The 19,419-nt window shown below is 61.0% G+C and carries 19 protein-coding genes; all 19 read left to right on the forward strand.

Annotated features, from left to right (window positions below):
• Positions 1-131 precede the first annotated feature (131 nt).
• The 19 genes from J5286_RS07900 (at position 132) to mce (ending at position 19,381) form a co-directional block, all read left to right on the forward strand.
• Positions 132-497 carry an NADH-quinone oxidoreductase subunit A gene (locus J5286_RS07900; protein WP_026283310.1) on the forward strand — a complete coding sequence of 122 codons (366 nt, stop codon included), beginning with the start codon at positions 132-134 and terminating at the stop codon, positions 495-497.
• Complete coding sequence (locus J5286_RS07905; RefSeq protein ID WP_047509985.1) at positions 488-1,072, forward strand: NuoB/complex I 20 kDa subunit family protein; 585 nt, start codon at positions 488-490, stop codon at positions 1,070-1,072. Before J5286_RS07900 ends, J5286_RS07905 begins: the two co-directional genes overlap by 10 nt.
• A gap of 15 nt (positions 1,073-1,087) precedes the next feature.
• Positions 1,088-1,690, forward strand: coding sequence for an NADH-quinone oxidoreductase subunit C (locus J5286_RS07910; protein ID WP_018900212.1), 603 nt, complete (start codon positions 1,088-1,090; stop codon positions 1,688-1,690).
• 72 nt (positions 1,691-1,762) lie between these two features.
• Entirely contained in the window at positions 1,763-2,953 is a 1,191-nt protein-coding gene (locus J5286_RS07915; RefSeq protein WP_018900211.1) for an NADH-quinone oxidoreductase subunit D, read from the forward strand.
• Positions 2,953-3,228 carry a hypothetical protein gene (locus tag J5286_RS07920; protein ID WP_111561288.1) on the forward strand — a complete coding sequence of 92 codons (276 nt, stop codon included), beginning with the start codon at positions 2,953-2,955 and terminating at the stop codon, positions 3,226-3,228. Before J5286_RS07915 ends, J5286_RS07920 begins: the two co-directional genes overlap by 1 nt.
• Before the next feature lie 16 nt (positions 3,229-3,244).
• Entirely contained in the window at positions 3,245-4,372 is a 1,128-nt protein-coding gene (locus J5286_RS07925; protein ID WP_018900209.1) for an NADH-quinone oxidoreductase subunit E, read from the forward strand.
• A gap of 10 nt (positions 4,373-4,382) precedes the next feature.
• A complete protein-coding gene (gene nuoF, locus J5286_RS07930; RefSeq protein WP_047509989.1) occupies positions 4,383-5,687 on the forward strand; it encodes an NADH-quinone oxidoreductase subunit NuoF in 1,305 nt (434 codons plus the stop codon).
• A 4-nt stretch (positions 5,688-5,691) separates the two neighbouring features.
• Positions 5,692-6,333, forward strand: a complete 642-nt coding sequence (locus tag J5286_RS07935; RefSeq protein ID WP_209189860.1) for a helix-hairpin-helix domain-containing protein — start codon at positions 5,692-5,694, stop codon at positions 6,331-6,333.
• Positions 6,334-6,559: 226 nt separating this feature from the next.
• Complete coding sequence (gene nuoG, locus J5286_RS07940; protein ID WP_209189861.1) at positions 6,560-8,641, forward strand: NADH-quinone oxidoreductase subunit NuoG; 2,082 nt, start codon at positions 6,560-6,562, stop codon at positions 8,639-8,641.
• Positions 8,642-8,653: 12 nt separating this feature from the next.
• Positions 8,654-9,697, forward strand: a complete 1,044-nt coding sequence (nuoH, locus tag J5286_RS07945; RefSeq protein ID WP_018900205.1) for an NADH-quinone oxidoreductase subunit NuoH — start codon at positions 8,654-8,656, stop codon at positions 9,695-9,697.
• Between the two features lie 265 nt (positions 9,698-9,962).
• Positions 9,963-10,454, forward strand: coding sequence for an NADH-quinone oxidoreductase subunit NuoI (gene nuoI / locus J5286_RS07950; RefSeq protein WP_112973394.1), 492 nt, complete (start codon positions 9,963-9,965; stop codon positions 10,452-10,454).
• Positions 10,455-10,590: 136 nt separating this feature from the next.
• Positions 10,591-11,205 (forward strand): NADH-quinone oxidoreductase subunit J, encoded by a 615-nt coding sequence (locus J5286_RS07955; protein ID WP_018900203.1) that lies wholly within the window; start codon positions 10,591-10,593, stop codon positions 11,203-11,205.
• 29 nt (positions 11,206-11,234) lie between these two features.
• Positions 11,235-11,543 (forward strand): NADH-quinone oxidoreductase subunit NuoK, encoded by a 309-nt coding sequence (gene nuoK / locus J5286_RS07960; RefSeq protein ID WP_018900202.1) that lies wholly within the window; start codon positions 11,235-11,237, stop codon positions 11,541-11,543.
• A 7-nt stretch (positions 11,544-11,550) separates the two neighbouring features.
• On the forward strand, positions 11,551-13,545 hold the full coding sequence (gene nuoL, locus J5286_RS07965) for an NADH-quinone oxidoreductase subunit L (RefSeq protein ID WP_047509993.1): 1,995 nt from the start codon (positions 11,551-11,553) through the stop codon (positions 13,543-13,545).
• Complete coding sequence (locus J5286_RS07970; RefSeq protein ID WP_209189862.1) at positions 13,545-15,056, forward strand: NADH-quinone oxidoreductase subunit M; 1,512 nt, start codon at positions 13,545-13,547, stop codon at positions 15,054-15,056. Before nuoL ends, J5286_RS07970 begins: the two co-directional genes overlap by 1 nt.
• Before the next feature lie 18 nt (positions 15,057-15,074).
• A complete protein-coding gene (gene nuoN / locus J5286_RS07975) occupies positions 15,075-16,520 on the forward strand; it encodes an NADH-quinone oxidoreductase subunit NuoN (protein WP_209189863.1) in 1,446 nt (481 codons plus the stop codon).
• Entirely contained in the window at positions 16,520-17,284 is a 765-nt protein-coding gene (locus J5286_RS07980; RefSeq protein WP_112941540.1) for a biotin--[acetyl-CoA-carboxylase] ligase, read from the forward strand. The genes nuoN and J5286_RS07980 overlap by 1 nt, the downstream gene beginning before the upstream one ends.
• Positions 17,285-17,301: 17 nt before the next feature.
• Complete coding sequence (locus J5286_RS07985) at positions 17,302-18,972, forward strand: ribonuclease J (RefSeq protein ID WP_209189864.1); 1,671 nt, start codon at positions 17,302-17,304, stop codon at positions 18,970-18,972.
• A 4-nt stretch (positions 18,973-18,976) separates the two neighbouring features.
• Positions 18,977-19,381: a methylmalonyl-CoA epimerase gene (gene mce, locus J5286_RS07990; RefSeq protein WP_209189865.1), complete on the forward strand. Its 405-nt coding sequence runs from the start codon at positions 18,977-18,979 to the stop codon at positions 19,379-19,381.
• Positions 19,382-19,419: the final 38 nt, after the last annotated feature.

A 19,419-nucleotide genomic window follows, 5' to 3' on the forward strand; every position in this document is an offset into this window, starting at 1 on the left:
AATTGACACGCTAAAACTCTTGCGCATTGGCTGTGGCTGCGCTAACCACGGCTTGTTGCAACGCACGTTCGCTTGCCGGGCAAATGCCCAGCTGCGCCTCCCGGCGCAAATGGCAAGCAGGGATGAACCTGATGACTGGACTTCTCAGTTCCTATATTCCGATCGCCATTTTCATTGCCATCGCCCTTGTAATCGGCTTGTCGCTGCTCATTGCGCCGTTCGCCGTTGCCTACAAGGCGCCTGATGCTGAAAAGCTTTCGGCTTTCGAATGCGGTTTCAACGCGTTCGACGACGCCCGCATGAAATTCGATATCCGCTTCTATCTGGTGTCGATTCTCTTCATCATCTTCGACCTCGAAGTCGCCTTTCTGTTCCCGTGGGCCGTTTCTTTCGGCGCGATCGGCTGGTTCGGCTTCTGGTCCATGATGGTCTTCCTTCTCGTGCTGACCATCGGCTTTATTTATGAGTGGAAAAAGGGAGCCCTGGAATGGGAGTAGCCCCAAGCGACAAGGCGCTCGTCGCGCCGCATCCCAAAGGCATCATCGACCCGGCAACGGGCAAGCCTGTTGGTAGCGACAGTGCGTTCTTCGGCGAGATCAATGACGAGCTGGCCGACAAGGGCTTCCTGGTCACGTCCACTCGCGATTTGATCACCTGGGCGCGCACCGGCTCGCTGATGTGGATGCAGTTCGGTCTGGCCTGCTGCGCCGTCGAAGGCCTGATGCAGGTCTCCGGTCCGCGTTACGACATGGAGCGCTTCGGCGTTGCTCCGCGCGCTTCGCCGCGCCAGTCTGATGTCATGATCGTTGCTGGCACGCTGACCAACAAGATGGCGCCGGCGCTCCGCAAGGTCTATGACCAGATGCCGGAGCCGCGTTACGTCATCTCGATGGGCTCCTGCGCAAACGGCGGTGGCTACTATCACTATTCCTACTCGGTCGTGCGTGGCTGCGATCGTGTCGTTCCTGTCGATATCTACGTGCCGGGCTGTCCCCCCACGGCAGAAGCGCTGCTCTACGGGGTCTTGCTTCTGCAGAAGAAGATACGGCGCACCGGAACGATTGAGCGCTAAGGGCGGAGGACTGTCATGAGTGAAGCCTTGAGCGAACTGTCGTCGTATCTCCGCGAGATGCGCGGCGATCTGATTGTCGATGCATCGATCAGCTATGGCGAATTGAACGTAACCACGACGCCGGAAACGATCGTCGCGCTGCTGACGTTCCTGCGCGACGATCCGCGTTGCGGCTTCGTCAGCATGATCGACATCTGCGGCGTCGACTGGCCGCAGCGCGAAAAGCGTTTCGATGTCGTGTATCATCTCCTGTCGCCGAAGCAGAACCTGCGCATCCGCGTCAAGCTCGCTGTTGCCGATGGCGTTTCCGTTCCGTCGGCGACGTCGGTCTACATGGGCGCCGAATGGTTCGAGCGCGAAGCCTGGGACATGTACGGTATTCCGTTCTCCGGTCATGCCGACCTGCGCCGTCTGCTGACGGACTATGGCTTCGAAGGCCATCCGCTGCGCAAGGACTTCCCGACGACAGGTTATGTCGAGGTACGTTATGACGATGCCGCCAAGCGCGTCGTCTACGAACCCGTCGAACTGAAGCAGGAATTCCGCAATTTCGATTTCACGTCCCCGTGGGAAGGCACAGATTACGTACTTCCGGGAGACGAGAAGGCTGCGAATTGAGATGAGGCTCGACTGTCTTGAAGCCTCTCCGTTCGCCGTCTCATGCCAATTGCCAGCGCGGAGCGCGTCGCTATGACTGAACATAACGTTCGCAATTTTACGATCAACTTCGGACCGGAGCACCCGTCCGCGCACGGCGTTCTGCGTCTCGTGCTTGAGCTCGATGGCGAAATCATCGAGCGCGTCGATCCGCATATCGGCCTCTTGCACCGCGGCACCGAAAAGCTGATCGAATCGAAGACCTATCTTCAGGCCGTTCCATATTTCGATCGTCTCGACTACGTCGCGCCGATGAACCAGGAGCATGCTTTCGCGCTCGCCGTCGAAAAGATGCTGAAGCTGGAAATTCCGATTCGCGGTCAGCTCATCCGTGTTCTCTACTCCGAAATTGGCCGAATCTTGTCGCACATCATGAACGTGACGACGCAGGCCATGGACGTTGGCGCGATGACGCCGCCGGTCTGGGGCTTCGAAGAGCGCGAAAAGCTGATGGTGTTTTACGAGCGCGCCTGTGGCGCCCGTATGCACTCGGCCTACTTCCGTCCGGGCGGCGTCCACCAGGACATTCCGCAGGAACTGGTCGAGGATATCGGCAAGTGGTGCGATCCGTTCCTCAAGGTTCTCGATGATATCGAAGGCCTCCTGACCGACAACCGCATCTTCAAGCAGCGTAACGTTGATATCGGCGTCGTCTCGCTGGAAGACGCATGGTCCTGGGGTTTCTCGGGCGTCATGGTTCGCGGTTCTGGCGCTGCCTGGGACCTGCGCCGCTCGCAGCCCTACGAGTGCTACAACGATCTTGAATTCGACATCGCCATTGGCAAGAACGGCGACTGCTACGATCGCTATCTGATCCGCATGATCGAAATGCGCCAGTCCGTCCGCATCATGAAGCAGTGCGTCAACCGCCTGCTTGGCGATGCCAAGGTCGGCCCGGTGTCCTCGATCGACGGCAAGGTCGTTCCGCCGAAGCGTGGCGAGATGAAGCGCTCGATGGAAGCGCTGATCCACCACTTCAAGCTTTACACCGAAGGCTACCACGTTCCGGCCGGCGAAGTTTACGCGGCCGTCGAAGCGCCGAAGGGCGAGTTCGGCGTCTACGTCGTCGCCGACGGCAGCAACAAGCCCTACCGTTGCAAGATCCGCGCCCCGGGCTATGCCCACCTGCAGGCGATGGACTTCCTCTGCAAGGGCCACATGCTTGCTGACGTGACCGCCGTTCTCGGTTCGCTCGACATCGTCTTCGGCGAGGTCGACCGCTAATGAAACTGCCGTCGCTCGTTACCGTCGTTCTTCTCCTGGCTTCTGGCGCTTACGCGCAGGAAGCCGGTGGACTTGGCCCCAAGCTGGGCCAGGAAGACGTAGCGCCGCCGGCAAACAAGGCGTCCATGGGCGAGCTTTTGTCCAGGGGCTATCAAATCAAGGCTGCAGTCCCCAACGGTGGAAAGTTCTTCGTTGTGTTCCTGCAGAAAGACCAGTCGGCCTACGCTTGCGAGATGAAGTCTCTGACCTCGTCGCAGTGTGGCGCCCTAAACTGACAAGGCGTGAGGAAGAATGTCCGTTCGTCGATTAGCCGAAGATCAATTCCAGCCTGCCGCGTTCGCCTTCAATGACGAGAACGCGGCCTGGGCGGATAAGACGATCCAGAAATACCCTGCGGGCCGTCAGCAATCCGCGGTCATTCCGCTGTTGATGCGAGCGCAGGAACAGGACGGCTGGGTCACGCGCGCGGCGATCGAAAAGGTCGCCAACATGCTGGACATGGCCTACATCCGCGTTCTCGAGGTCGCGACCTTCTACACGCAGTTCCAGCTCGGCCCAGTCGGTACGCGCGCCCACATCCAGGTGTGCGGCACGACGCCTTGCATGCTGCGCGGTTCGGAAGGCCTGATGTCGGTCTGCAAGAGCAAGATCCATCACCATCCGTTCGAGCGTAATGCCGAAGGCACGCTGTCCTGGGAAGAGGTCGAATGTCTCGGGGCTTGCGTCAACGCGCCCATGGTCATGATCGGCAAGGATACCTACGAAGACCTGACGCCGGAGCGCCTGGCCGAGATCATCGACACCTTCGATGCCGGCAACGGCGCAAGCGTCACGCCCGGACCGCAGATCGACCGTCACTTCTCCTCTCCGGAAGGCGGCCCGACGTCGCTGACCGACGAAGAGCCGAAGAAGAAGGCCTCCGCCAAGAAGGTCGTCGCCGACGCCGCGACCGCAACGGTCGACGCCGCACCGGTTCCCCCGTCGGAAGCAGCCCGCGCCAAGAGCACGGACGCAGAGACCAACGCCGCTCTGAAGACGCCGGTAACGGCTCCGAAGGCCGCTGCAAAAAACGCCAAGGCCGTTGAAGAACAGCCGGGCGTCGCCGCACCGGTTCCGGCAACGGCAAAGCCGTCGCTGACAGACAAGAACCGTCCGGCCGGCATCGAAAAGCCTGCGACCCCTGATGATCTGAAGCTGATCTCGGGCGTTGGTCCGAAGATCGAAGGCACGCTGCACGAGCTGGGCATCTTCACTTTCGCGCAGGTCGCGGGCTGGAAGAAGGCTGAGCGCGAGTGGGTCGATGGATACCTGAATTTCAAGGGCCGCATCGATCGCGACGACTGGGTCAAGCAGGCCAAGGCGCTCGCCAAGGGCGGCGAAGCCGAATACATTAAAGTCTTCGGCAAGAAGCCGCGGTAAGAGGTGAAGCATGTTACAAGATAAAGATCGCATCTTTACCAATATCTACGGCCTCAAGGACAAGTCCCTGAAGGGCGCGATGAGCCGCGGCCACTGGGACGGCACCAAGCAGATCCTCGAAAAGGGTCGAGACTGGATCATCAACGAGATGAAGGCCTCCGGTCTTCGCGGTCGTGGCGGCGCCGGCTTCCCGACGGGCCTCAAGTGGTCCTTCATGCCGAAGGAAAACGACGGTCGGCCGCATTATCTGGTCGTCAACGCCGACGAATCCGAACCCGGCACCTGCAAGGACCGTGACATCATGCGTCACGATCCGCATACGCTGATCGAAGGCTGCGTTATCGCTAGCTTCGCCATGGGCGCCAACACCGCCTATATCTACGTCCGTGGCGAATACATCCGCGAGCGCGAGGCGCTGCAGGCTGCGATCGACGAGTGCTACGATTTCGGTCTGCTCGGCAAGAACAACAAGCTCGGCTACCCGATGGACATCTTCGTCCACCACGGCGCCGGCGCATACATCTGCGGTGAAGAAACCGCATTGCTCGAAAGCCTGGAAGGCAAGAAGGGCCAGCCGCGCCTGAAGCCGCCATTCCCGGCCAACATGGGCCTCTACGGCTGCCCGACCACGGTCAACAACGTCGAGTCGATCGCCGTTGCTCCGACGATTCTCCGTCGCGGCGCCGGCTGGTTCTCCGCACTCGGCCGTCCGAACAACGTCGGCACCAAGCTGTTCATGCTCTCCGGTCACGTCAACAAGCCGTGCACCGTCGAAGAAGAAATGGGCATCACCTTCCGTGAGCTCGTCGACAAGCACGCCGGCGGTATCCGCGGCGGCTGGGACAACCTGCTCGCCGTCATTCCGGGCGGTGCATCGTGCCCGATCGTTCCCGCCAAGGACATGATCGACGTGCCGATGGACTTCGACGGTCTGCGTTCGGTTGGCTCCTCCTTCGGTACGGCAGCCTCGATCGTCATGGACAAGTCCACCGACGTCATCAAGGCGATCGCCCGTATCTCGGCCTTCTTCAAGCATGAGAGCTGCGGTCAGTGCACGCCGTGCCGCGAAGGCACCGGCTGGATGTGGCGCGTCATGGAGCGCATGGCCAAGGGCAATGCCCAAAAGCGCGAAATCGACATGCTCTTCGCCGTCACCAAGCAGATCGAAGGCCACACCATCTGTGCGCTTGGCGATGCTGCCGCATGGCCGGTGCAGGGTCTGATCCGCAACTTCCGTCATGAGATCGAAGCGCGCATCGATCAGTATACGGCAAACGCCATGGATCATGGCGCGGTTCTCGAGGCTGCTGAGTAAGACGATGGCAAACGCATCCGACGGCAAGAACAAGGAAGGGGTCGCCGATTTCTCGGCTGACTTCGGCCGTCTTGCTGCCGAGATGCTGGAAAATGCCCGCGCCTTGCCGATCGCGCCGATGATGGTCAATCCGGCAGCCGCCATGGCTGCTGCGACTGCAATCGGTTTCGGCTTCTCCACGCAGATGGCCGGCGCCTTCTTCGGCGCTCTCCAGGGCGCGATGGAAGCATCGAACAAACTGGCGGCGGTTCTCGACGAGACGCCGCCGGAAGAGCCGAAGCCTGAGATCGACGTGAAGCCGGAAAACATTCGCCCGGCAGCGCCGAAGAAGACGACGGCCCGCGTGAAGCTGGCCGTGGTCGCCGACAAGGCCGAGCCGGTGGCTAAGGCGAAGACGACTACAGCCGCTAAGCCGGCGGCACGGGGCAAGAAGGCGGATGATCTCAAGCAGATCTCCGGCGTCGGCCCGAAGCTCGAGCAGGTGCTGAACGCTAGGGGTATTCGCACGCTCAGCGAGATCGCCGCCTGGTCTGATGCCGATGTCGCCCGCCTTGACGCGGAGCTCGGCTTTGACGGCCGTATCGCCCGCGATGGCTGGGTGGCGCAGGCCAAGGCGCTGACGGCAAAGGGCCGGAAGCGGACGTGATGATGTCCGGTCGCGGATCGCGATCGGAGGAGAGACAAGACTGAGCGGCGCGGGGAGGGTCCCAATGCCGCGATGTCGCAGGCCGGTTCCCGGGCCTCGGGGGGCGGAGACGAAAATTTGGACGACACCAGTGTCAGCGGGATAAAAATCCGGCCTGGCAGTGGAAGCGTTGCAGAATAGGTTTGTTTACCGGCTTCCGGTGAACGGGAAACAGGACTGAGTGACGATGGCAAAACTGAAGATTGACGGTAACGAGATCGAGGTCCCGGATCATTACACCCTCATTCAGGCGTGTGAGGAAGCTGGTGCTGAAGTTCCGCGCTTCTGCTTCCACGAACGCCTTTCGGTTGCCGGCAACTGCCGCATGTGCCTCGTCGAGGTCAAGGGTGGCCCGCCGAAGCCGCAGGCATCTTGCGCCATGGGCGTGCGCGATATCCGCGGCGGTCCGAATGGCGAACTGCCTGAGGTCTTCACCAACACGCCGATGGTCAAGAAGGCCCGTGAAGGCGTGATGGAATTCCTGCTGATCAACCATCCGCTGGATTGCCCGATCTGCGACCAGGGTGGCGAATGCGACCTGCAGGACCAGGCCATGGCCTTCGGTATCGCCGGCTCGCGCTATCAGGAAGACAAGCGCGCCGTCGAGGACAAGTACATCGGACCGCTCGTCAAGACGGTCATGAACCGCTGCATTCACTGCACGCGCTGCGTTCGCTTCACCACCGAGGTCGCCGGCATTGCCGAGCTCGGTCTGATCGGTCGTGGCGAAGACGCCGAGATCACCACCTATCTTGAGCAGGCGATGACCTCCGAGCTGCAGGGCAACGTCGTTGACCTCTGCCCGGTCGGCGCGCTGACCTCTAAGCCCTTCGCCTTCACGGCCCGTCCGTGGGAACTGAACAAGACCGAAACGATCGACGTCATGGACGCGCTCGGCTCGGCAATCCGCGTCGATACCCGTGGCCGCGAAGTCATGCGCGTCATGCCGCGCGTCAACGACCAGATCAACGAAGAGTGGATCTCCGACAAGAGCCGCTTCATCTGGGACGGCCTGAAGACGCAGCGCCTCGACAAGCCTTACGTTCGCAAGGACGGCCGCCTGCAGGTCGCAAGCTGGCCGGATGCGTTCGCAGCGATCAAGTCGGCTGTCGCCTCGACTTCCGGCGACAAGATCGGCGCCATCGCCGGCGACCTCGCTTCCGTCGAAGAAATGTACGCTCTGTCTGAGCTGGTAAAGTCGCTCGGTTCCGAGAACCTTGACTGCCGCCAGGATGGGACGGCACTTGATCCGTCGTTCGGCCGCGCAAGCTACCTCTTCAACCCGACGATCGAAGGCATCGAACAGGCCGACGCGCTGCTCATCATCGGCGCCAACCCGCGCTTCGAAGCCGCAGTTCTCAACGCCCGCATCCGCAAGCGCTGGCGCCGTGGCAACTTCCCGATCGGCGTGATCGGCGAAGCCGGCGAACTGCGTTACGACTACGAATATCTCGGCTCCGGCCCGGACACGCTGAAGGATCTGGTCGACGGCACGCACAGCTTCGCCAAGGTTCTGACCGACGCCAAGAAGCCGCTGATCATCATCGGCCAGGGCGCTCTCTCGCGCGCTGATGGCGCAGGCGTTCTCGCCAGCGCTGCCAAGCTCGCCGGCACTGTCGGTGCTGTGGTCGATGGCTGGAACGGTTTCGCCGTCCTGCACACGGCTGCTGCCCGCGTCGGCGGTCTCGATCTCGGCTTCGTGCCGGGCGCCAAGGGCGTCAATGCCGCTGACATGCTGAGCTCGATGGACGTTCTCTTCCTGCTCGGCGCCGACGAAATGAACTTCGAAGCGAAGAAGGCCAAGTTCACCGTCTACATCGGTTCGCATGGCGATCAGGGCGCACAGAACGCCGACGTCATCCTGCCGGCCGCCGCTTACACTGAAAAGTCGGGCACCTGGGTCAACACCGAGGGCCGCGTTCAGATCGGCAACCGCGCAGGCTTCGCACCGGGCGATGCCCGTGAGGACTGGGCGATCATCCGCGCGCTCTCCGACGTTCTCGGCAAGAAGCTGCCGTTCGACTCGTTGAGCCAGCTGCGCGCCAAGCTTTACCAGGTGTTCCCGCACTTCGCGGCGGCCGACGAGATTGCCGAAAGCGACAGCGCCAAGATTGCTGCCGTCGCCAAGAAAGCCGGCAAGATGAACAAGGCCGGCTTCGCATCGCCGGTGAAAGACTTCTATTTGACGAACCCAATCGCGCGTGCGTCGGCTGTCATGGCTGAATGCTCGGCATTGGCCCGCAACAACTTCAAAGTCGCGGCAGAGTAAGGGCAGGGGACTATGGAATCGTTTCTTTCAACATATGTCTGGCCAGGCCTCCTCATGGTCGGTCAGTCGCTTCTCGTCCTCGTCTGCTTGCTCGTCTTCATCGCCTACATCCTGTTGGCCGACCGCAAGATCTGGGCGGCCGTACAGCTGCGCCGGGGACCGAATGTGGTGGGTCCTTTCGGCCTTTTCCAGTCCTTCGCCGACCTTTTGAAGTTCGTCTTCAAGGAGCCGATCATTCCGGCTGGCGCCGACAAGGCGGTCTTCCTTCTGGCTCCGCTGGTCACCGTGCTTCTGGCGCTGTCGACCTGGGCCGTGGTTCCGTTCGCGGATGGCTGGGTCATCGCCAACATCAACGTCGGCATCCTCTACATCTTCGCGATCTCGTCGCTTGAAGTGTACGGCGTCATCATGGGCGGCTGGGCTTCGAACTCGAAGTATCCGTTCCTCGGCGCGCTGCGTTCGGCGGCGCAGATGGTGTCCTACGAAGTCTCGATCGGCTTCGTCATCGTCACCGTCCTGCTGTGCGTGGGTTCGCTGAATCTGACGGACATCGTTCACGCGCAGCAGAGCGGCATCGGTACGCGTCTCGGCATGCCGTCGTCCTTCCTGGACTGGCATTGGCTGGCCCTGTTCCCGATGTTCATCATCTTCTTCATCTCGGCACTGGCTGAAACCAACCGTCCGCCCTTCGACCTTCCGGAAGCTGAATCCGAACTCGTCGCCGGCTTCATGGTCGAGTATGGTTCGGCCCTCTACATGATGTTCATGCTCGGCGAATACGCGGCCATCGTCCTGATGTGCTCGCTGACGACGATCCTGTTCCTCGGAGGCTGGCTGCCGCCGGTCGACGTCTGGTTCCTCAATTGGGTTCCCGGCATCATCTGGTTCATGCTGAAGTCGTGCCTGGTGTTCTTCATGTTCGCGATGGTCAAGGCATTCGTGCCGCGCTACCGGTACGACCAGCTGATGCGCCTCGGCTGGAAGGTCTTCCTTCCGCTGTCGCTCGCCATGGTCATCATTGTTGCATTTGTCCTGAAGCTGACGGCGGGGGCCTAATGCTTCAGATCGCGGCAACTGTCGGAGGCGGCCTCATTGGGATGGCTCTGGCGTTTGGCGCAAATATCTTTGCTTTGCCGAAGGCACTTCGGCAACAGCGCGAAAAATTGGGTGATGATTGGCAAATGCCGATAACCGGATGGAACTTGGAGGTGCTCGAAAAGCACACTCGGTTTATATACCGGTTTTGGATGCCAGTCGTTTTCACGGTAGTTCTTGCGGCCGCTGGTTACATCGTAACCAGCCAGGCGAATGGAGTTAGATAATGGCAGGCTTGTCAAACGCCGTCAGTTCGTTGTTCCTCAGGGAATTCATCAGCGCTTTCTGGCTGACGTTCCGTTACATTTTCAAGCAGAAGGCAACGGTGAACTATCCGTTCGAAAAGGGACCGGTCAGCCCGCGCTTCCGTGGCGAACATGCGCTCCGTCGTTATCCCAACGGCGAAGAGCGTTGCATCGCCTGCAAGCTGTGTGAGGCTATCTGTCCTGCTCAGGCGATCACCATCGAAGCCGGCCCGCGCCGCAACGATGGCACCCGCCGTACGGTCCGTTACGATATCGACATGGTGAAGTGCATCTATTGCGGCTTCTGCCAGGAGGCTTGCCCGGTCGATGCGATCGTCGAGGGCCCGAATTTCGAATTTGCGACGGAAACGCGCGAAGAGCTCTACTTCGACAAGCAGAAGCTCCTCGAGAACGGCGACCGTTGGGAGCGTGAAATCGCTCGCAACCTCGCTCTCGACGCTCCGTACCGTTGATTGAAATTGAAATGCCGGGCGGTGCTTGAAGCGTCGCCCAGTCAACATGCACCAGAGCTTCGCGGCAACCAATGCGAAGCTTCATCGGGCGGGGGGAGTACCCGGCAGCCCGTGGGAAGATGAAGAAGGCACGAACATGGGTCTGCAGGCTCTATTTTTCTATATTTTCGCCTTTATCGCGATAGCGTCGGCGTTCATGGTCATCTGGTCGAAGAACCCGGTTCACTCGGTTCTGTTCCTGATCCTGGTTTTCTTCAACGCGGCCGGTCTCTTCCTGCTGCTCGGGGCTGAATTCCTCGCGATGATCCTGCTCGTCGTTTATGTCGGCGCCGTGGCGGTTCTCTTCCTCTTCGTGGTCATGATGCTCGACATCGACTTCACGGAGCTGCGCGCGGGCGTTCTCGAATATGCGCCGATCGGCGCGCTGATCGGGGTGATCCTCGCGGCCGAGCTGATTGTCGTGGTCGGCGGCAGCGTGATCTCGCCGGAGATCGCCAAGACGGTCGCCATGCCGATCCCCGCGATCACCGAGCGCACCAACACCGCCGCCCTCGGCGACGTGCTCTATACGAATTACGTCTACTTCTTCGAAATCGCCGCTCTCGTCCTGCTGGTCGCGATGATCGGGGCAATCGTGCTCACGCTCAAGCATCGCACGACGGTCAAGCGTCAGAACATCGCAAACCAGGTTGCCCGCAACCCGAAGACCGCCGTCGAGGTGATCTCGGTGAAGCCGGGGCAGGGGCTTTGAGGCAGGCGCGAGCTTAAGGAAACAACACAATGGTCATCGGACTTTCCCATTACCTGACGGTCAGCGCCATCCTCTTCACGCTCGGCGTCTTCGGCATCTTCCTCAACCGGAAGAACATCATCGTCATCCTGATGTCGATCGAGCTCATTCTGCTCGCCGTCAACATCAACATGGTCGCCTTCTCGTCGTTCCTGAACGACATCGTCGGCCAGGTCTTTGCATTGTTCATTCTGACCGTCGCTGCTGCTGAAGCGGCCATCGGTCTCGCAATTCTCGTCGTCTTCTACCGCAACCGCGGCTCCATCGCCGTGGAAGACGTCAATATGATGAAGGGCTGATAAGGCTATGTTTTTATATAAGGCTATCGTCTTTCTTCCCCTGATCGGCGCGATCATAGCCGGCCTTTTCGGCCGCGCGATCGGCGCCAAGGCGTCGGAATTCGTCACCACGGGTCTGATGATCATCGCGGCGGTCCTGTCGTGGTACGTCTTCATCACCGTCGGCATGGGCCATGTCGAAGGCGGCCCGATCAAGGTTGAAGTCCTGCGCTGGATCCAGTCCGGTGGCATCGACGTCTCCTGGTCGCTGCGCATCGACACGCTGACCTCGGTCATGCTGATCGTCGTCAACTCGGTCTCAACGCTCGTCCATCTCTATTCGATCGGGTACATGCATCATGACCCGCATCGCCCGCGCTTCTTCGCCTATCTGTCGCTCTTCACCTTTGCGATGTTGATGCTGATCACCTCCGACAACCTTGCCCAGATGTTCTTCGGCTGGGAAGGCGTGGGTCTGGCGTCCTACCTGCTGATCGGCTTCTGGTTCAAGAAGCCGTCGGCGAACGCCGCCGCCATGAAGGCCTTCATCGTCAACCGCGTTGGCGACTTCGGCTTCATCCTCGGCATCTCGAGCGTTTTCGTTCTCTTCGGCGCCATCAACTTCGACACCATCTTCGCCAATGCCGCGAGCTTCGCGCATGAAGGCGGCGAGGGCGGCGAAGTGGTTCTGAACCTCTTCGGCATGCACCTCGACAAGGCACACGCGCTGACCGGCGCCTGCCTGCTCTTGTTCATGGGCGCGATGGGTAAGTCGGCGCAGTTCCTGCTGCACACCTGGCTTCCCGACGCCATGGAAGGCCCGACGCCTGTGTCGGCGCTCATCCATGCCGCGACCATGGTCACCGCCGGCGTCTTCCTCGTCGCCCGCATGTCGCCGCTGTTCGAACTGTCTCCGGATGCGCTGACCGTCGTCACCATCATCGGTGCGATCACCGCCTTCTTCGCGGCGACCGTCGGCCTCGTGCAGAACGACATCAAGCGCGTCATCGCCTACTCGACCTGCTCGCAGCTCGGCTACATGTTCGTCGCTCTCGGTGTCGGCGCCTATGGCGCGGCCATCTTCCACCTGTTCACGCACGCTTTCTTCAAGGCACTGCTCTTCCTTTGCGCCGGCTCGGTCATCCACGCCGTCGATGGTGAGCAAGACATGAGAAACATGGGTGGCCTGCGTCCGCACATCAAGGTCACGTTCCTGATGATGCTGATCGGCACGCTCGCCATCACCGGCGTCGGCATTCCGTTCACGCCGTTCGGCTTCGCCGGCTTCTTCTCGAAGGACGTGATCATCGAGGCGACCTATGCATCGCATTCGCCGGTCGCTGGCTTCGCCTTCGCCATGCTGGTTATCGCGGCTCTGTTCACGAGCTTCTATTCCTGGCGCCTGATGTTCCTCACCTTCTTCAACAAGCCGCGCGCTTCGCACGAGGTCATGCACCACGTGCACGAATCGCCGCAGGTCATGCTGATCCCGCTCTATCTGCTGGCGATCGGCGCTGTCTTCGCGGGCTGGTTCTTCGAAGGACACTTCTACGGCGAGGAATATGCCGAGTTCTGGAAGGGCGCGCTCTTCACCTCGGAGCACAACGAGCTGGTCCACGAGTTCCACCACGTTCCGGCGTTGGTTGCTCTCAGCCCCTTCATCGCCATGGTGATCGGTTTCGTGACCGCCTGGTACATGTATATCAAGTCGCCGTCGACGCCGGCCGTGCTCGCACGTCAGCATCGGGTGCTCTACCAGTTCCTCTTGAACAAGTGGTACTTCGACGAGCTCTACGACTTCCTCTTCGTCCGTTCGGCAAAGGCCCTTGGCCGGTTCCTGTGGAAGAAGGGTGACGTCGGCGTCATCGACACCTACGGCCCGAACGGCATCGCCGCCCGCGTCGTCGATGTCACCAACCGCGTCGTGCGCCTGCAGAGCGGTTACCTCTATCACTACGCGTTCGCCATGCTGATCGGCGTTGCAGCGCTCGTTACCTGGATGATGCTCGGGAGTGCCCTCTGATGACCGATTGGCCTATTCTTTCCACGGTCACCTTCCTGCCGTTCGTCGGCGTGGTGCTCCTGCTTTTGATGAATGAGAACGGCCCGAACGGCCGCCGCAACGTCCTCAACATTGCCCTGTTGACGACCGTCGTGACCTTCATCCTGTCGCTCTTCATCTGGATCGGTTTCGACAATGCGAACCCGGGCTTCCAGATGATCGAGAAGCACGGCTGGCTCGGCACGGGCATCAGCTATCATCTCGGCGTCGATGGCATTTCGATGCTGTTCGTCATCCTCTCGACCTTCCTCATGCCCTTCTGCGTGCTCGCCAGCTGGTTCTCGGTGGAGAAGCGCCTGAAGGAATACATGATCGCCTTCCTGATGCTGGAAGTGATGATGGTCGGCGTCTTCGTGTCGCTCGATATCGTTCTCTTCTACGTGTTCTTCGAAGCCGGCCTGATCCCGATGTTCCTTATCATCGGCGTCTGGGGTGGCAAGGATCGCGTCTACGCCAGCTACAAGTTCTTCCTCTACACGCTGCTCGGCTCCGTGCTGATGCTGCTCGCCATCATGGCCATGTACTGGCAGGCCGGCACGACCGATATCTCGGCGCTGCTCGATTACAAGTTCCCGCCGCACATGCAGACCTGGCTATGGCTGGCCTTCTTCGCGTCCTTCGCGGTGAAGATGCCGATGTGGCCGGTCCACACCTGGCTTCCCGACGCCCACGTTCAGGCGCCGACGGCAGGTTCCGTCATCCTGGCAGGCGTTCTCCTGAAGCTCGGCGGCTACGGCCTCATCCGCTTCTCGCTCGGCATGTTCCCTGTTGCTTCCGATTTCTTCGCGCCCATGGTCTTTGCCATGTCCGTCATCGCCATCATCTACACCTCGCTGGTGGCGCTGATGCAGGAAGACATCAAGAAGCTGATCGCCTACTCCTCGGTTGCCCACATGGGCTACGTGACGATGGGTATCTTCGCGGCCAACGCCCAGGGTCTGCAGGGCTCGATCTTCCAGATGCTGTCGCATGGTATCGTCTCGGGCGCGCTCTTCCTCTGCGTCGGCGTGGTCTATGACCGTACTCACACCCGCGAGATCGCGGCCTATGGCGGCCTCGTCAACAACATGCCGAAATATGCTGTTGCGATGATGGTCTTCACCATGGCGAACGTCGGTCTTCCCGGCACCTCGGGCTTCATCGGCGAATTCCTGACGCTGATCGGTGTCTTCCGGGTCAACAGCTGGGTTGCTCTCTTTGCCGCCACCGGCGTCATCCTCTCGGCCGCTTACGCGCTCTGGCTCTATCGCCGGGTGATCTTCGGCACGCTGGACAAGGAGAAGCTCAAGGCTCTCCTCGACCTGTCGCCGCGCGAGCAGTTGATCCTCTACCCGCTGATTGCTCTGACGATCTTCTTCGGCGTCTATCCGGCTCCGGTCTTCGATGTGACCGCTGCCTCCGTCGACCATCTGATCAACAGCTATTCGGCCGCAGTCCAGGCAGCGCATGACGTCGCGCTGTCGATGAAATGATGACGGGACTTTTGTGATATGACCTCTGAAACACTACTCGCAAGCCTGCATCTTTCGATACCGGAACTGATCCTTGCGATCGGCTCTCTGGTCCTGCTGATGATCGGCGTATTCTCGGGAGAGCGCTCCGGCCGCATGGTCAGCGTTCTCGCGATCATCCTGTTGGCGGTCGCAGCCCTCTGGCTGGTCTTCGCTCCGAGCGAAGGCCTGGCCTATGGCGGCGTCTTCCTGGCTGATGGCTTCGGCCGCTTCATGAAGGTGACGGCGCTGGTCGGCTCCATCGTGGCGCTGTTCATGTCGCTCGGCCTTGCCAAGGAAAATCAGCTCGACAAGTTCGAATTCCCGGTTCTGATCGTGCTCTGCACCCTCGGCATCCTGCTGATGATCTCGGCCAACGACCTGATCTCGCTCTACCTCGGCCTCGAGCTGCAGTCGCTCGCGATCTACGTCATTGCCGCGATCAACCGCGACAGCGTCAAGTCGACCGAAGCCGGCCTCAAGTACTTCGTGCTCGGCGCTCTCTCCTCAGGCATGCTGCTCTACGGCATGTCGCTGGTCTATGGCTTCACCGGCCACACCCACTTCGCCGATATCGCCCAGGCGCTGACGGTGGATGGTGCGCGCTCGCTCGGCCTGATCTTCGGTCTGGTCTTCATCCTCGCCGGTATTGCCTTCAAGATCTCGGCCGTTCCGTTCCACATGTGGACGCCGGACGTTTACGAGGGTGCGCCGACCCCGGTCACTGCCTTCCTGGCAAGCGCGCCGAAGATTGCCGCCATGGCCATGATGACGCGTATCGTCATCACCGCCTTCCAGCCGGTCATCGCCGACTGGCAGCAGGTCGTGGTCTTCATCTCGATCGCCTCGATGCTGCTCGGCTCGTTCGCCGCGATCGGCCAGAAGAACATCAAGCGGCTGATGGCCTATTCGTCGATCGGTCACATGGGCTACGCGCTGGTCGGTCTTGCCGCCGGCTCGCAGACGGGCGTCTCGGGCGTCATGCTCTACATGCTTATCTACATGGTCATGACGTTGGGCTCCTTCGCGATCATCATGTCGATGCGCCGCAAGGATGGCACCGTCGTCGAAAACGTGGCCGATCTCGCGGGCCTTTCGACCACCAATCCGATGATGGCGACGGTACTCACCATCCTGATGTTCTCGCTGGCCGGTATTCCGCCGCTGGCAGGCTTCTTCGGGAAGTACTTCGTCTTCGTCGCCGCCATTGAAGCCAAGCTCTATGCGCTTGCCATCATCGGCGTCCTCGCATCGGTTGTCGGCGCCTACTACTATCTGCGCGTCATCAAGCTGATGTGGTTCGATGAAGCCACCGGCGAATTCGCCCGCGTCTCCGGCTCGCTGCGCCTCGTCTTCGGCGTCTCCGGCCTGTTCGTTCTCGCCTATGTCCTCATCGGCGGTCCGATCGGCGGTGCGGCTGAACTCGCAGCTGCGACGCTGTTCTGATGAGCTTCGACCCACGGCGCCTGAAGTCGCTCGATGACTTCAGGCACGAGGCTCTGTCGGAGACATTGTCCACCAATAGCGAATGCCTTGCCCGGGCCCGGGCAGGGGACGCAGGTCGCCTCTGGGTGACCGCGGAAAGACAGACCGGCGGCCGCGGCCGCCGTGGTCGTCCCTGGGTCTCCGAACCCGGCAACCTCTACGCCTCTCTTCTCTTGATCGATCCCGCGCCGATGGAGCGCATCTCGTCCCTGCCGCTGGCGATTGCGGTTGCCGTGCACGAGGCGGTGCGGATGGTGCTGCCGCCGAGCGCCGAGCCGCTCGAGGTCAAATGGCCCAACGACATCCTGATCGGCCGCAAGAAGACATGCGGCATCCTGATGGAAGGCGAGGCCTTGGCCGATGGGCGCTATGCCCTTGTCATCGGCATCGGCATCAACGTCGCATTCATGCCCGACAATCCGCTCTATCCCGTGACCTGCCTGCGAGAGCAGGGAAGTTCCGCCTCTCCACAGGAACTCTTCGCGCACCTGTTCGCATCCATGGCCGATGTGCTATCAGCGTGGGACCGCGGCCGCGGTATTCGCGATATCACCGCCCGCTGGCGCGATGTCGCTTGCGGTATTGGCGAAAAGATAACCGTGAATCTGCCGGACCGTTCGATTTCCGGCCACTTCAGCGGAATTGATGATAATGGCCTGTTGCTGCTCGATACGGGGGCAGGCAGGATGATGACGATCGCCGCCGGCGACGTCTTCTTTGGATGATTGGAAAAACAAGCAGTATGGCGAAGCAGGACGAACTGGTATTTCTGCCTTTGGGCGGCGTTGGCGAGATCGGTATGAATCTCGCCCTTTACGGCTATGGCCCGTCCGCGCATCGCCAGTGGATCATGGTCGACTGCGGCGTGACCTTCCCGGGTCCAGATTTGCCGGGTGTCGATCTGGTTCTGCCCGATATCCGCTTCCTCGCCAAGGAACGCAAGAACCTGAAGGCGATCTTCATCACCCACGCGCATGAGGATCACTATGGCGCGCTGGCCGATCTGTGGCCGGGCCTCAATGTGCCTGTCTACGCGTCAGGCTTCACGGCCGGGCTCCTAGAAGCCAAGCGCAACTACGAAAAATCGACGATGGTCGAAATCCCGATCACGCCGTTCACGGCCGGCACTGTGGTCAATGTCGGCCCCTTCAGCGTCGAGGGCGTGGCCGTAAACCACTCGATCCCCGAGCCGATGTCGCTGATGATCCGCACGCCCTTGGGCAACGTCATCCACACCGGCGACTGGAAGATCGACCACGAACCGTCGCTCGGTCCGTTGACCGATGAAGCACGCTTCCGCCAGCTTGGCGATGAAGGCGTGCTCGCCCTGATGTGCGATTCGACCAATGCGCTCCGCGACGGCGTCTCGCCGTCCGAAAAGGACGTTTCGGAAAGCCTGCGCAAGATTATCGAGAATGCCGAAGGTCGCGTCGCGATCACCACCTTCTCCTCGAACGTTGGCCGTATCCGCACCGTGGCTGAAGCCGCCGAAGCCGCCGGGCGCGAAGTCCTGCTGCTTGGCAGCTCGCTGAAGCGCGTCGTCAACGTCTCCCGCGATCTCGGCCTGCTCGATGGCATCAAGCCGTTCATCGCCGAAGAGGAATACGGCTATATTCCGCGCGAAAACGTCGTCGTCATCCTGACTGGCAGCCAGGGCGAGCCGCGCGCAGCGCTTGCCAAGCTCTCGCGTGACGAGATGCGCAACGTGGCGCTGGCAGCGGGCGACACGGTCGTCTTTTCCTCGCGTGCCATCCCCGGCAACGAGAAGGCCATCCAGGACATCAAGAACGGCCTCGTCGAGCAGGGCGTTCACATCATCACCGATAGCGAAGCGCTCGTTCACGTCTCCGGCCACCCGCGCCGCAACGAGCTGCAGAAGATGTACGAACTGACGCGGCCGACCATCGTCGTTCCGGTTCACGGCGAAGCCACGCATCTGACCGCCCACAAGGAGCTCGCGGAGCAATCCGGCATCTCCACCGTTCCGCGCGTGCGCAACGGCGATGTCCTGCGCCTGGCGCCCGGTACGGTGGAAGTGATCGACGAAGCCCCGCATGGCCGCATCTTCAAGGACGGCACGCTGATCGGCGATTTCGACGAAATGGGCATCGGCGACCGCAAGAAGCTCTCCTATGTCGGCCATGTCGCGCTGAACGTCGTGATTGACGCTCGCTTCGATATCATCGGCGAACCCGACATGGTGGCGATCGGCCTGCCTGTCTATGACGATGAAGGCGACGAGTTCGAAGACACGCTCTATGACGCCGCGCTGAGCGCCTTCGAAAGCATTCCGCGCGCACGCCGCAAGGATCTCGATCTGCTGCAGGAATCGATGCGTCGCGCGGTTCGCTCGACCGCCAACCAGATCTGGGGCAAGAAGCCGCTGGTCACCGTGTTCGTCACCAAGGTCTGATCCGATGCTCGGCCGCGTCAACCACGTCGCCATAGCCGTTCCCGATCTCGCAGCCGCCACGGCCGCCTATCGGGATACGCTGGGCGCCACGGTATTGGCGGCCGAGGCATTGCCTGAGCACGGCGTCACCGTCGTCTTCGTCGAACTGCCGAATACCAAGGTCGAACTGCTTGAACCGCTCGGCCCGCAATCCCCGATAACGGCCTTCCTGGAGAAGAACCCGTCCGGTGGCATGCATCACATCTGCTATGAGGTGGCTGATATCATCGCAGCCCGCGACCAGATGCTGGCCGCCGGGGCGAGGGTGCTTGGCAATGGCGAGCCAAAGATCGGCGCCCACGGCAAGCCAGTGCTCTTCCTGCACCCCAAGGATTTTTTCGGCACCTTGATCGAGCTCGAGCAGGTCTGATCGCTGCGGCAGAGTGACCCAAACGCCGCAGAGAACGC

Source organism: Rhizobium sp. 16-488-2b, assembly GCF_017741815.1.
Classification (GTDB): Bacteria; Pseudomonadota; Alphaproteobacteria; order Rhizobiales; family Rhizobiaceae; genus Rhizobium.